At 64.1% G+C, this 14371-nt stretch carries 8 protein-coding genes; 5 read left to right on the top strand and 3 right to left on the bottom strand.

Annotated features, from left to right (window positions below; translation table 11 throughout):
• Positions 1-25 precede the first annotated feature (25 nt).
• Both hutH and FB597_RS01480 read right to left on the bottom strand, forming a co-directional pair.
• Positions 26-1654 (bottom strand): histidine ammonia-lyase, encoded by a 1629-nt coding sequence (gene hutH / locus FB597_RS01485; RefSeq protein ID WP_144767739.1) that lies wholly within the window; start codon positions 1652-1654, stop codon positions 26-28.
• A gap of 22 nt (positions 1655-1676) precedes the next feature.
• The gene (locus FB597_RS01480) at positions 1677-2945 is read right to left on the bottom strand and encodes a urate hydroxylase PuuD (RefSeq protein WP_144767737.1); all 1269 of its coding nucleotides are present in this window, start codon (positions 2943-2945) and stop codon (positions 1677-1679) included.
• 752 nt (positions 2946-3697) lie between these two features.
• On the opposite strand from FB597_RS01480, the gene FB597_RS01475 reads away from it, so the two are divergent.
• From FB597_RS01475 to FB597_RS01455, 5 genes are all read left to right on the top strand, one after another.
• Positions 3698-4645, top strand: coding sequence for a LysR substrate-binding domain-containing protein (locus tag FB597_RS01475; protein WP_141913067.1), 948 nt, complete (start codon positions 3698-3700; stop codon positions 4643-4645).
• A 288-nt stretch (positions 4646-4933) separates the two neighbouring features.
• Positions 4934-6328: a nucleobase:cation symporter-2 family protein gene (locus FB597_RS01470; protein ID WP_141913064.1), complete on the top strand. Its 1395-nt coding sequence runs from the start codon at positions 4934-4936 to the stop codon at positions 6326-6328.
• A 322-nt stretch (positions 6329-6650) separates the two neighbouring features.
• Complete coding sequence (locus FB597_RS01465) at positions 6651-8414, top strand: allantoate amidohydrolase (protein WP_144767735.1); 1764 nt, start codon at positions 6651-6653, stop codon at positions 8412-8414.
• Positions 8415-8996: 582 nt separating this feature from the next.
• On the top strand, positions 8997-10370 hold the full coding sequence (locus FB597_RS01460; RefSeq protein ID WP_141913059.1) for an 8-oxoguanine deaminase: 1374 nt from the start codon (positions 8997-8999) through the stop codon (positions 10368-10370).
• A 371-nt stretch (positions 10371-10741) separates the two neighbouring features.
• Positions 10742-12457, top strand: coding sequence for a methyl-accepting chemotaxis protein (locus tag FB597_RS01455; RefSeq protein WP_144767733.1), 1716 nt, complete (start codon positions 10742-10744; stop codon positions 12455-12457).
• A 302-nt stretch (positions 12458-12759) separates the two neighbouring features.
• On the opposite strand, the gene pyk is transcribed toward FB597_RS01455, so the two are convergent.
• The gene (pyk, locus tag FB597_RS01450) at positions 12760-14178 is read right to left on the bottom strand and encodes a pyruvate kinase (protein WP_144767730.1); all 1419 of its coding nucleotides are present in this window, start codon (positions 14176-14178) and stop codon (positions 12760-12762) included.
• Positions 14179-14371 lie beyond the last annotated feature (193 nt).

Here is a 14371-nt window from a genome sequence, read left to right as displayed (position 1 = left end):
AACAATCACATCTGAATACAGCACCTCACACGAACTGCCCGATGGCCGCCGCCACCGCGTCGCGTACCGAGCCGCTGACCACAAAGCCATGCGCTGCCTGGATGTCATTGTGGAACCAGCGATCCCCTTCCAGGCAGGCCGGGATCTGGCGGCGAATCTCGTCGTATGCCGCCTGCGTGCCCTGCCCCAGCGTGAAGCCCTTGAGCAGGTCTTCGGTCATGGTCAGCGCCTGCGCCGCCAGCAACATTTCCACGCCGACGATGTATTGCGTGTTCTGCACCACCGTCAGCGCCTTGCGCGCGCACCAGGTCGAGTTGGAGATGTGGTCTTCGCTGTTGCCCTTGGACGGGATGCTGTCCACGCTGCCCGGCATCGACAGCGTGCGATTTTCCATCACCAGCGAACTGAGCGAGCACTGCACCACCGGATAACCGGTATTCACGCCGCGCACGCCGCTCATCAGGTTGCGCGGCAAGCCCCACGACAGCGTCGGGTCGATCAGGCGCGCCACCCGGCGTTCGCAGATGCTGCCCAGGTCGGTAATGGCCATGGCCAGCAAGTCCATCGCTTGCGCCAGGTACTGGCCGTGGAAGTTGCCGCCGGAGATGATCTCGAAGCCTTCGCCATCTTCCTTGCTGAAGATCAGCGGGTTGTCGGTGGCCGAGTTGGTTTCCTTCTCGATGATGGTGTCGATGTAGTCCAATGCGTCGAACACCGGGCCGTAGACCTGCGGCGCACAGCGCAGCGAGTACACGTCCTGGATGCGGGCGGTGTAGGGAATGTCGGTGCGGCGCAATTCGTCCGGCAACTGCACCGCGCGCGCTTCGTGGGTAGTGCGGGTCGAGCCCTTCAACAGCGTGCGCACCACCTGGGCGGTCTTGATCTGGCCGGCATGCGGGCGCGCCTGCTGGATGCGCGGATCGAAGGCCGCCATCTCGGCGCGCATCGCCTCCAGCGTCAGCCCCAGCGACAGGCAGGCATCGGTCAGCAGGTGGCGGGCGTCGTGCGCGGCCAGGATCGCTACCGCCAGCGAGGCGGTGCAGCCGTTGATCAGGGCCGAGGCATCCTTGGCCTTGAGGTCGAATTGGACCGGGCCGATGTCGGCCTTGGTGATCGCTTCCGGCGCGCGCATGCGCTGGCCCCGGTACATCACTTCGGCCTCGTCGAAGCCGGCAATGGCCGCGGCCAGGTAGGACAGCGGCGCCAGGTCGCCGGAGGCGCCCACCGAGCCCTTCTGCGGCATGACCGGGTGGATGCCGGCATTGATGAAGGCCAGCAGGCGATCCACCACTTCCACCCGCGGGGCCGAGTAGTTGGAGGCGAACGCGTTGGCGCGCAGCAGCATGGTGGCGCGGCTGACTTCCTCGGAAAACGGCTCGCCGATGCCGGCGCTGTGGGCGCGGATCAGCTGGGTCTGGAACAGTTCGATGTGCTCGACCTTGATGCGGGTGTCCTTCAGCAGGCCCACGCCGGTGTTGAAGCTGTACATCATCGGCGCCTCGTCGTGCATCCAGGTGCTTTCGATGTAGTCGCGGCTTTGCTTCAAGGCCGCGCGCGACGAGTCCGCCAGCGCTACCTTCAGGTGCGGCGCGCGCGCCACGCGGATGACTTGCTCGGCGCTCAGGGTAAAGCCGTCGATGGTGATGGTGTTCATGGGGTTTCCTTGTTTTCTTGGCTTACTTGGCGCCGGCCTGGAACCAGGCGGCGATTTCGGAGCGTTCCTCGTCGGTCATCTGCGTCATGTTGGCCAGCGGCATGTCCTTGGTCTGCACCGCGCGCTGGAACACCTTGGCAGCGTGCTGGCGGATCAGCTCGGGCGTCTGCAGCATCATGCCGGCCGGCGCAGTGGCAAAACCGGCCTGGGTCGGCTTGTCGGAATGGCAGCTCGCGCAGCGCTGGGTGATGATAGCCTGGATCTTGGCGAAATCGGGCGCTGCCGGCGCCGCTGCCGCCACTGCGGCAACCGATCCATCGGCGGCAGGCACGGCAGACGCAGCGGCTACCGGCACTATCGGCGCCACCGGACGCGGTGCGATCGCCACCGCCACGGCCAGCAGCAGGGCCACGCCGGCAATCGGGTAAGCGATCGATACCCGGCCCTTGTGGCGCAGGTTGAAGAAGTGGCGGATCAGCACGCCGGCCGCCATGATGGCCGCCAGCACGAGCCAGCTATACGCGTGCGTATAGGTCATCGCGTAGTGGTTGCTGATCATGATGAACAGGATCGGCAGCGTGAAGTAGTTGTTGTGCACGCTGCGCTGCTTGCCGCGGCGGCCGTGGATCGGGTCGGGCGATTTGCCTTCCTTCATCGCTTCCACCAGCTTGCGCTGGCCGGGGATGATCACCATCAGCACGTTGCCCACCATGATGGTGCCGATCATGGCGCCGACGTGGATGTAGGCGGCACGGCCCGACAGCAGGTGCGTAAGCATGTAGGCCACGGCCACGATGAAGACGAACATTACCAGCCCCAGCAAGCCTTCTTTCTTGCCCAGCGGCGACTTGCACAACAGGTCGTAGACGATCCAGCCCGCCACCAGGGTGCCGATGCCCACCCCCACGGCCTCCAGGCCCGAGAGGTTGGCGACCGACTTGTCGACCATCATCGCCGAGGCGTTGAAGTAGTAGACGATGAACAGCATGGCGATGCCGGTGATCCAGGTGGCATATGCCTCCCACTTGAACCAGTGCAGTTCTTGCGGCAGTTCGGCCGGTGCCACCAGGTATTTCTGCGGGTTGTAGAAGCCGCCGCCGTGCACCGCCCACAGTTCGCCGGACACGCCTTTCTTCTCCAGCTCGCTGCCCGGCTTGGGCGGACGGATGGAGTTGTCCAGCCAGACGAAATAAAATGAGGCGCCGATCCAGGCGATGCCGGTGATCAGGTGCAGCCAGCGCACCAGCAGGTTGGCCCATTCGATGCCGTACGATACCAATAATGCTTCCATGTCTTCCCCAACTCAGGATTCCCGTCCGCCACCGCAGGCACTCCGGACAGGCGAGGCATTGCCTCAGTAAAGGGCCGTCATGAAAACCCGTCCGCCCGGCTGCAGGATGGCTGGCGCAACGGCAACAGTGCCGCGCGGCAATGCGATTCTGAGTGGATGAGGAGCTTCCTGCGAGGCGGGAATATCTGGCGCGGCGGCTTGCGGCCCCGTACCGGTCTCCTGCCGTCGCTGCCGCTACGACCCGATGGCTTCATGTCGCGCCATCTGTTCTTGGATTACTTCCCGTCCCCCGCTTCGTACCATCGCGCCCTTGCGGGTCGAGGATTTCCGTGGCATGGGACGGTTGCACAGAAGATAAACGCCGCCAGGCTCTCCAGACATCGCTCGCAACGTATATTTGACATACGCATGTCCATATACAAAAATGACTCGTAAATGTGGGACGCTTGCGGTCGTGCGCAATTTACTTCATTAACCAAACGCTTGCCGCCCTCCCTTCGGCTGGACGGCAGGCAAAAAAGGCCGCAGAGACCGGCCGGCGCATGAAAGCGAATCCAATTGGCCATGGCACGGCGGTTGCTTCCCGTCCGGCGCGTTTCGCACCGCCGCCGCGAACCGGAAACAGCATGTGACGCAATAAACCAGCACGCCCGCGATCCCGATCGCGGGCGTCGACAGAGTGAACGAAAAACCGTCACCTACCCTTTTGCGCGATCACCACGCGCTTGAACGAAGAACCCGGAGACATCCACATGTCCAGGCTGCCAGACCATCTCGACATCCACCTCATCCGCATCCTTTACCTGCTGTTGTGCGAGAAGAACGTTTCACGCGTGGCCCTGAAACTGAACCAGCCGCAGCCGTCGATCTCGGCCTCGCTACGCAAGCTGCGCGAACTGACCGGCGACCCGCTGCTGGTGCGCGGCGCGCGCGGCATGGTGCCGACCCAGCACGGCGAAAGCCTGCTGAAGCCGGCCAAGCGCATCCTGGACGAGACCGAACGCCTGTTCGTGCCCAAGAGCGCCTTCGTGCCGCAGGACGAGGAACGCACCTTCCACATCGCCGCGCCGGACTACATGAACACGCCCTTCTTCACCGAAGTGATCGCGCGGCTGCGGCGCGAGTCGCCCAGGAGCCGCATCGTGATCCACGCGCTCGGCCCCGAGACCGATTACGTGCGCCTGCTGTCGGACGGCGAACTGGACCTGGTGATCGCCAACTGGGACGAGCCGCCGCCGCACCTGCACCTGTCGAAACTGTTCGACGATCCCATCGTCTGCCTGATGCGCGCCGACTGCGCCTACGCCAAGCGCACCGCGCGCGACGCCATGAGCATCGAGGATTACCTCTCGCTGCCGCATGCCGCGCCCTCGCAGATCTTGCCGGGTTACCACGGCACCATCGATACTTTCCTGGAAAAGCAGAATTTGCGCCGCAATGTGGTGGTGGAATCGGCGCATTTCCGTATGCTTCCGTATATGGTGGCGCAAACCGATCTGGTGCTGACCGCCGGCCAGCAGTTCGCCAGCTTCTACGAGAAGCTGCTGTCCCTCAAAAGCTATGCGGTGCCGGTGAAGTTCCCGCCGCTGCGCTTCTATCAGTTGTGGCATGAACGCGTGCACCAGGCCACCGAGCACAAATGGCTGCGCGCCCAGGTCAGCGCCGCGGCCAAGATGATGGGAGGAGCGGCCGATCGCTGAAAGGCGGTCTGCGGCAGGCCGGCTCTGCGTCCATGCCGCATAAATTTCCTGTAATTGCCTGTAATTGCCTATAGCAGCATATATCGAAGGCCTGCCAGGCAGTATGCCGCACCTTATATATCGGGCCTGTGGGATTGCATTAGTATCCGGAGCACCAGGCCTGTATCCGAACACAGAAACGGGACAAGGAACTGACCGCGGAACCGCATTTTTCAACCGACAAGGCACGCCCTGGCAGGCGCGGCCACATGTCAGGTTCCGATACAAAAATCAAACCAGGAGACAGCCATGCAAACCCCTAGCCATCCGGTGGATGAACGCCTACCCGTATTCAAGCTGTTCGCACTGGGCATGCAGCACGTGCTGGTGATGTACGCCGGCGCCATCGCCGTGCCGCTGATCATCGGCGGCGCCTTGAACCTTCCCAAATCCGAAATCGCCTTCCTGATCAGCGCCGACCTGTTCTGCTGCGGGCTGGTCACCATCATCCAGAGCGCCGGCATCTGGAAATTCGGCATCAGGATGCCGGTCATGATGGGCGTGACCTTCGCCGCCGTCGGCCCGATGGTGGCAATGGCCAACAATCCCTCGCTGACTATCCTGCACATCTACGGCGCGGTCATAGCCTCCGGCCTCTTCTGTATCCTGGCTGCGCCCTACATGAGCAAGCTGATGCGCTACTTCCCGCCGGTGGTGACCGGCACCGTGATCACCGTGATCGGCATCTCGCTCATGGGCGTGGGCATCAACTGGGCCGCCGGCGGCCAGCCGGTGATCGGCCAGCTGGTGGACGGCGTGTTCGTGAAGGTCCCCAACCCCGACTACGGCTCGCCGCTGTCGCTGTCGATCGCGGCCATCGTGCTGGTGTCGATCCTGCTGATCACCAAATACACCAAGGGCTTCATTTCCAACATCTCGGTGCTGATGGGCATGGTGATAGGCTTCGCGATCGCCTTCGCGCTGGGCAAGATCAGCTTCGCCGGACTGGACGAAACCGACTGGTTCGCCTTCATCAGGCCCTTCCACTACGGCATGCCGCAGTTCGACATCGCCTCCATCGTCAGCATGTGCCTGGTGATGATCGTGACCATGATCGAATCGACCGGCATGTTCATGGCGCTGGGCGACATCGTCGGCAAGAAGGTCGACGACAAGACGCTGGCGCGCGGCCTGCGCGTGGACGGCCTGGGCACCGTCATCGGCGGCTTGTTCAACACTTTCCCCTACACCTCGTTCTCGCAGAACGTCGGCTTGGTGGGCGTGACCGGCGTGCGCAGCCGCTTCGTCTGCGTAGCCGCCGGCGTGATCCTGATCGCCTTCGGCCTGTTCCCCAAGATGGCCCACGTGGCCGCCTCGATCCCGCAGTTCGTGCTGGGCGGCGCCGGCATCGTGATGTTCGGCATGGTGGCGGCAACCGGCATCAAGATCCTGTCCAAGGTCGATTTCCACGCCAACCGCAACAACCTGTTCATCGTCGCCATCAGCATCGGCGTGGGCATGATCCCCATCGTCGCCCCGACCTTCTTCGACAAGATGCCGCACGTCCTGGGCACCATCTTCCACAGCGGCATCCTGCTGGCCTCGGCCATGGCGGTGCTGCTGAACCTGTTCTTCAACGGCCGCGGCTCGCAGGAAGACGTGGCGCGCTATGCGGTCGCCGCGGCGCAAAGCTCGGACCATTGAGAAAACGCGGATGAAATGGCAATGCCGTTCAGTTAAGTGCTGAACGGCATTCGTGTTTGCGGGGTTCAGGCGCCGTCCGGCGGAAAATGGGAGGTTATATCCGCCGCGTGATAAGCGAAATCGCATACGGCCCAGATGAAACCGTTGATGCCATCCGAGCCAAGATGTTTTAAAGTCTAGGCTACCGCCCAAAACCGCCCGCATGGCGGCTTTGGACGACATACAGGCGCAACAATCGCGGCCGACAATCGCAAAAAACAGATACCGGCGACCGCAACACCGAACAACCGAAGAGACCGGGGCCAATCCGCCCGGCAAACACATGACGACCACACTGGAACAACTCAACAACGCCGAAGCCTCCGCCTTCATCGCCGCCCTGCACGGCATCTACGAGCATTCGCCCTGGATCCCCGAGCGCGCGGCCGCGCAGCGCCCGTTCCGCAACCTCACCGCCCTGAAGCTGGCGCTGCAGAAGGTGGTCGCCGACGCCAGCCGCGCCGAGCAACTGGGCCTGATCCGCGCCCACCCGGAACTGGCCGGCAAAGCCGCCATCGCCGGCGAACTGACCGCCGAATCGACCGGCGAACAAGCCAGGGCCGGCCTCAACATGTGTTCGCCGGAAGAATTCGCCACGCTGCAAAAGCTCAACGCCGACTACAACGCCAGGTTCGGCTTCCCCTTCATCCTGGCGGTCAAGGGCCCGACCGGCGCCGGCCTGACGCGCCAGCAGATCATCGCCACCTTCACCCGCCGCCTGCGCAACCAGCCGGAAGACGAACTGCGCGAGGCGCTGCGCCAGATCGGCCGCATCGCCGAGATGCGCCTCAACGACCTGACCGGCCACAAGCCGGCGCTGGGCGCCACCGTAATGCAATGGGCCGAGGAAATCGGCGCCATGTCGGAAGACGAAGGGGCGCTGACCTGCACCTACCTGACCGACACCCACCGCCGCACCGCCGACCAGATCGCGCACTGGATGCGCGAAGCCGGCATGCACGTACACATCGACGCGGTCGGCAACGTGGTCGGCCGCTACCTCTCCACCGACCCGCAGGCCAAGACCCTGCTGACCGGCTCGCACTACGACACCGTGCGCAACGGCGGCAAGTACGACGGCCGCGAAGGCATCCTGCTGGCCATCGCCGCCGTCAAGCACATGAACGAACGCGGCGAGACCCTGCCCTTCCACTTCGAAGTGATCGGCTTCTCGGAAGAAGAAGGCGTGCGCTTCAAGAGCACCTTCCTCGGCAGCAACGCCGTCACCGGCCAGTTCGACCTGAACCTGCTGGACCTGCAGGACCGCGACGGCATCACCATGCGCGACGCCATCACCCAGGCCGGCCACGACGTCGCCGCCATCCCCAAGATCGCGCGCGACCCGTCCGACATCCTGGGCTACGTGGAAGTCCACATCGAACAAGGCCCGGTGCTGCTCAACCGCGACCTGCCGGTCGGCATCGTCACCTCCATCGCCGGCAGCTCGCGCTACCTGGTCGACCTCAAGGGCGTGGCCAGTCACGCCGGCACCACCCCGATGAACATGCGCAAGGACGCCGGCGCCGCCGCCGCCGAGATCATCCTCTACGTGGAACAGCGCTGCTCGCAAGACCAGCACGCCTCGCTGGTCGGCACGGTCGGCCAGTTGCAAGTGCCGCGCGGCTCGACCAACGTCATCCCCGGCGCCTGCCAGCTCTCGCTCGACATCCGCGCCGCCCGCGACGACGTGCGCCTGGCCGCGGTCGCCGACATCCTGGCCAAGATCAACGAAATCTGCGAACGCCGCAGCGTCGACGCCAAGATCGAAGAAACCGTCTCCGCCCCCGCCGCCCCCTGCGCGCCGTGGCTGATGCAACAACTCGCCGCCGCCACCGAACGCGCCGGCATCCCGCCGTTCGAACTGGCCTCCGGCGCCGGGCACGACGCCATGGCAATCGCCAGGATGACCGATGTCTGCATGCTGTTTACCCGCTGCGGCAACGGCGGCATCAGCCACAACCCGCTGGAAACCATGACGGCGGACGATGCGGAAGTGTCCGGGCAGATCCTGTTGGATTTCCTGCGTAGTTTCAAGGCGAAGGCTTGAATGCAGGAGAAGGCTTCGATACGCCGCTACGCGGCTACTCAGCCCGAACGGAGTAGGTGAATCATTAACGACACTGCGTCCTGACGAAAGTCAGGACGACGCGTAGAAGCGATAGCGATCAAAAACACCGAAGCCGCAGGCGAGCAGCAAGCAAAGCGAGGCCGAAGGCGAGCCGGCTACGCATTCCCCTTGTGGGCCAGCCGCCGGAGCGCGGAGAAAAATGGATCAGCAAGGCAGTCGGAGCGTAGCGACTCTGCCTTGCCCATTTTTCTCCGCGCTCCGGCGGGAACCCCGAAGGGGCTGGCACTTAGGGGCCGCCTTTCTTTGCTTACTTTCTTTGGCGGGCCAAAGAAAGTGAGCGGCTGCCGGGCCGCCCCCGGCACTCCCCTCCGATCGAAGAAAGAAAAGCATTAAGCCAGTACATCGACCAGCAGCAAGACCAGACTACCCAACAACAGCAACAGAAACAGAAAAAAAACCCTCCGACGCAGCGTTAATAGGGACAAAAAAGGGACTCCACTGTCACCTGCGCCGACAAAGCACCAACACCAACCCATAAGGAACAAAAAAGGAGTCCCTCCCATGCAACAAGCAAAAGACCAAACCCTGCTGATCAAGAACGCCAAAGTCGTCGTCACCATGAACGACGCCAGGGAAGAAATCAAAGACGGCGCCATCTTCATCCGCAACAACGTCATCGAACAAGTCGGCCCCAGCGCCGAGCTGCCGCAACAAGCCGACGAAATCATCGACGCAAGACACCACGTCGCCATCCCCGGCCTGGTCAACACCCACCACCACATGTACCAGAGCCTCACGCGCGTGATCCCCGCCGCGCAAAACGGCGAACTGTTCAACTGGCTGACCAACCTCTATCCGATCTGGGCCGGCCTCACGCCCGAGATGATCAAGGTCTCCACGCTGACCGCGATGGCCGAACTGATCCTCTCCGGCTGCACCACCAGCAGCGACCACCTCTACATCTACCCCAACCAGACCCGCCTGGATGACAGCCTGGAAGCCGCCGCCGAAATCGGCATGCGCTTCCACGGCGCGCGCGGCGCCATGAGCGTGGGCCAGTCCAAGGGCGGCTTGCCGCCGGACCGCGTGGTGGAAGACGAGGAAGCCATCCTGAAAGACACGCGCCGCCTGATCGAGACCTACCACGATGCAAGCCGCCACGCCATGCAGCGCATCGTGGTGGCGCCCTGTTCGCCGTTCTCGGTCTCGCGCGACCTGATGCGCGAAGCGGCCAACCTGGCGCGCCACTACCAGGTCTCGCTGCATACCCACCTGGCCGAAAACGTCAACGACATCGCCTATAGCCGCGAGAAATTCAACATGACCCCGGCCGAATACGCCGAAGACTGCGGCTGGGTCGGCCACGACGTCTGGCACGCCCACTGCGTGCAGCTGGACGACCACGGCATCGACCTGTTCGCCCGCACCGGCACCGGCGTGGCGCACTGCCCCTGCTCCAACATGCGGCTGGCCTCCGGCATCGCCCCCATCCGCAAGATGGTCGATGCCGGCGTGTCGGTCGGCCTGGGCGTGGACGGCAGCGCCTCCAACGACTGCGCCCACATGATGGGCGAAGTGCGCCAGGCCATGCTGCTGCAGCGTGTCGGCTTCGGCCCGGACGCCATGACCGCGCGCCAGGCGCTGGAAATCGCCACGCTGGGCGGCGCCAAGGTCTTGAACCGCGACGACATCGGCGCATTGAAGCCCGGCATGTCGGCCGACGTGGTGCTGTTCGACACGCGCCAGATCGGCTTCGCCGGCGGCCTGCACGATCCGGTAGCGGCACTGGTGTTCTGTACCCCGGCCAATGCCGCCTGGAGCATCATCAACGGCCGCGTGGTGGTGCGCGAAGGACAGCTCGCCACCATCGACCTCGGCACGGTGATGGAGCGCCACAACGCGCTGTCGCTGGAACTGGCCGAAGCGGCGCGCTGAGGATCGCGCCCCAATCAGTCCTTCCGCCAACCGGGCATCGTCACAGATGCCCCAGGCGTCGCATAGCGGATCGGAACAGCCTTCATCCGGGGCTGTTCCGACGGCGCCGCAACACTACAAGAGCAAGGGCAGCCGACCGGCTTGCCAGCTTGCCGCCGCAGAACAATAAAAAATTCGCCTGATTTTTTGGCACAAGACTTGCAATCAGGGTGACGGGGAATCGTTCGCTGCATCGCTCAACGCTCACAACAGCTTCACCAGTGCATCCGGCCTGACGCCGGTTGCGCGCGTGCGCATGGATGCCTGCGGGAAACGATGTTTCTTCGTTACATCACTTTTTTCCCGAACAACGCTCGCGCCAAAGGTCCACCATGAACATTGCCAACATGAAAATCGGCACCCGCCTCGCCATCGGCTTCGGCGTCGTGATTGCGCTCCTGATCGCCATTGCCGTCCTCGGCAATGCCCAGCTCGCCCGGCTGACGGACGGCATCAACCTGATCGTCAAGGACCGCTATCCCAAGACCGTGATGGCCAACACCATCCAGATCCAGGTCAACAAGATCGCGCTCGACATCCGCGACATCCTGCTGAGCGCCGACGCCGAGCGCATCAAGGCGCTGGCGGCCGATGCGGCGGCGGCGGACAAGAAGATGAACGAAGGCCTGATGAAAATGCGCGCGGTCGCCCGCACCGACGAGGACAAGCACTACATCGAAGCCGCCATCGCCGCGCGCGACGCCTACCTCCCGGCGCGCGACAAACTGATGGCGCTGGCCCAGGCCGGCCAGGTCGACGAAGCCAAGGCCTTCCTGCCCCAGCAATTCATGCCGGTGCAGGTCAAGTACTTCATCGCGCTCGACGCCATGTTCGACTACCAGGGCGGGCTGATGGACGCGGCAGGCGAAGCCGCCGGACACGATTCCTCCAGCGCCCGCACCATCATCAACAGCCTCGCCGTGGCGGCCTTGCTGCTGGCCGCGGTGGTAGCGCTGCTGGTGTCGCGCAGCATCACGCGTCCGCTGCTCAACGCGGTCAATGTTGCCCGGCGCGTGGCCGACGGCGACCTCAGCACGCGCGTCGAAGTGAAGTCAAAGGATGAAACCGGCGAACTGATGGCGGCCCTGAAACTGATGAACGAAAACCTCGGCGCCATCGTCAGCCGCGTGCGCAGCGGCACCGATACCATCAACCATGCCTCCGGTGAAATCGCCAGCGGCAACATGGACTTGTCCTCGCGCACCGAGCAGCAAGCCGGTTCGCTGGAAGAGACCGCCTCGGCCATGGAAGAACTGACCTCCACCGTCAAGCAAAATGCCGACAACGCGCGCCAGGCCAAGCAGTTGGCGAGCTCCGCCTCGGGCGTGGCGGTCGAAGGCGGCGCCGTGGTCAGCCAGGTGGTCGACACCATGGCCTCGATCAACGAATCCTCGAAGAAGATCGTGGACATCATCGGCGTCATCGACGGCATTGCCTTCCAGACCAACATCCTGGCCCTGAACGCCGCCGTCGAAGCCGCCCGCGCCGGCGAGCAAGGCCGCGGCTTTGCGGTGGTGGCCTCAGAAGTGCGCTCCCTGGCCCAGCGCAGCGCCACCGCCGCCAAGGAAATCAAGGCCCTGATCGAGGATTCGGTGACCAAGGTCGACACCGGCAGCAAGCTGGTGGCGCAAGCCGGCTCCACCATGACCGAGGTAGTCTCCAGCGTCAGGCGCGTGACCGACATCGTCGCCGAGATCAGCGCCGCCAGCCAGGAGCAAAGCACCGGCATCGAAGAGATCAACCGCGCCATCACGCTGATGGATGAATCGACACAGCAGAACGCGGCGCTGGTGGAAGAAGCTGCCGCCGCCGCGCAGGCGATGCAGGAACAGGCGGCGCAGTTGATGGAGGCGGTCAGCGTGTTCAAGCTGGAACAAGGCGCGATGCCGGCCACTGCCGCCAGGCCGGCGACGAACGTCAAACAAGCGGCGCCAGCAGTAAAGATGAAGGCACTGCCCCGGAAGCCGGCAGCCGCCGCGAACAAATCGTCCGATGCGCCTGCGGTGGCTTCCGCCAAGGTGGTGGACGGCGACTGGGAACAGTTCTGAACGGATCGGATTTCCCGCACCAAAAACGACAAAGGCGCCCGAGGGCGTCATGCCGTTCAGTTAAGGCGAACCCTTAATCACACTCATCACAGACCCCGTTCGGGCTGAGTAGGCCCGCCAGGGCCGTATCGAAGCCAGCGTGTCACCGTTAGCGGTCTTGCCTGCCCTTCGATACGCTGCTGCGCAGCTACTCAGGGCGAACGGAGTCTGGACTGCACAAACGCAAATGCCGTTCAGCGTTTAACTGAACGGCATTACACCTTGAGCACCTTTGTCGTTGGAGCCAGGCTTTCTTCAATACCTCACCCCCACACCTCCGCCAACCGCAACAGATTGGTGCTCCCCGGCTGCCCGAACGGCATACCGGCGGTGATCGCGATCTGGTCGCCCTTCCTGGCGAAGCCTTCCTTCAATGCTGTCTGGCAGGCGGCACTGACCATGTCGCTTTCGTTGTGGATCTGGTCGCTGATGGTGGAATGCACGCCCCATACCAGCGCCAGGCGGCGCGCCGTCGCCAGTTGCGGGGTAATGCTGAGAATCGGCGCCATCGGCCGTTCGCGGGCCGCGCGCAGGCTGGTGTGGCCGGAGCTGGTGTAGGTCACGGTGGCAGTGGCGCCGACGATGCCGGCCACGTCGCGCAGGGCCGAGCAGATGGCGTCCGAGCGGTTAGGCTGCGGCGTCTCGTGCTGGGCGTCGAGCATGTTGCGGTACAGCGGGTCGCGCTCCACTTCGGCGATCACGCGATCCATCATCGAGACCGCCTGCAGCGGGTAGGCGCCGTTGGCCGACTCGGCCGACAGCATCACGGCGTCGGAGCCGTCATAGATGGCGCTGGCCACGTCCGAGACTTCGGCGCGGGTGGGCACCGGGGCGGTGATCATCGATTCCAGCATCTGGGTGGCGATCACGATCGGCTTGCCGTGCTGGCGGCACACGCGCAGGATGCGCTTCTGGGTGCCCGGCACGCGCTCGGGCGGCAGTTCCACGCCGAGGTCGCCGCGCGCCACCATGATGGCGTCCGAGGCGCGCACGATCTCGTCCAGGCGGTCCAGCGCGGCGGGCTTTTCCAGTTTCGACAGCACCGCGGCGCGGCCGCCGATCAGGTTGCGCGCTTCTTCCACATCTTCCGGACGCTGCACGAAGGACAGCGCGATCCAGTCGGCGCCCATGTCCAGCGCGAATGCCAGGTCGCGCCGGTCCTTCTCGGTGAGCGCCGGGATCGGCAGCACGGCATCGGGGACGTTGACGCCCTTGCGGTCGGACAGCGCACCGCCGTTGACCACGCGGGTGCGGATAGTCGCGCCGTCGCTGTATTCCACCTGCAGGCGCAGCTTGCCATCATCCAGCAGCAACGACTGGCCGGCGGCGATGGCTTCGAACAATTCAGGATGCGGCAGGCAGACGCGGCTGGCATCGCCGGGTTGCGCATCGCGGTCGAGCGTGAACGCCTGCCCTTGCTGCAATGTCACCTTGCCCTCGGCGAACTGGCCGATGCGCAGCTTGGGGCCTTGCAGGTCGGCCAGCACCGCGATCGGGCGCCCGACCTCGTGTTCGACTTCGCGCACGATCTGGTAGCGCGCCTGGTGGTCGGCGTGGGTGCCGTGGCTGAAGTTGAAACGGAAGACGTCGGCGCCGGCTTCGAACAGCGCCTGGATCATTTCGCGGGAAGCGCTGGCGGGGCCGAGGGTGGCGACGATTTTAGCCTGGCGTTGGCGGCGCATGGTGGGGGGCTCCAGTGGTGGGATTATTTGAGTAGTCTGGTCTTGCTACTTATCGATGTACTGACTTAATGCCTATCTTTCTCCGGACGAAGCGGAGCGCCGGGAGCGGCCCGGCAGCCGCTCACTTTCTTTGGCGGGCCAAAGAAAGTAAGCAAAGAAAAGCGGCCCTAAGTGCCAGCCCTCCTTCGGAGGG

Origin of the sequence: Herbaspirillum sp. SJZ099 (genome assembly GCF_007828355.1) — a bacterium.
Classification (GTDB): Bacteria; Pseudomonadota; Gammaproteobacteria; order Burkholderiales; family Burkholderiaceae_D; genus Herbaspirillum.
The sequence above is the reverse complement of the archived record's forward strand: the minus strand, read 5'-3'. Positions and strand labels throughout refer to the sequence as shown.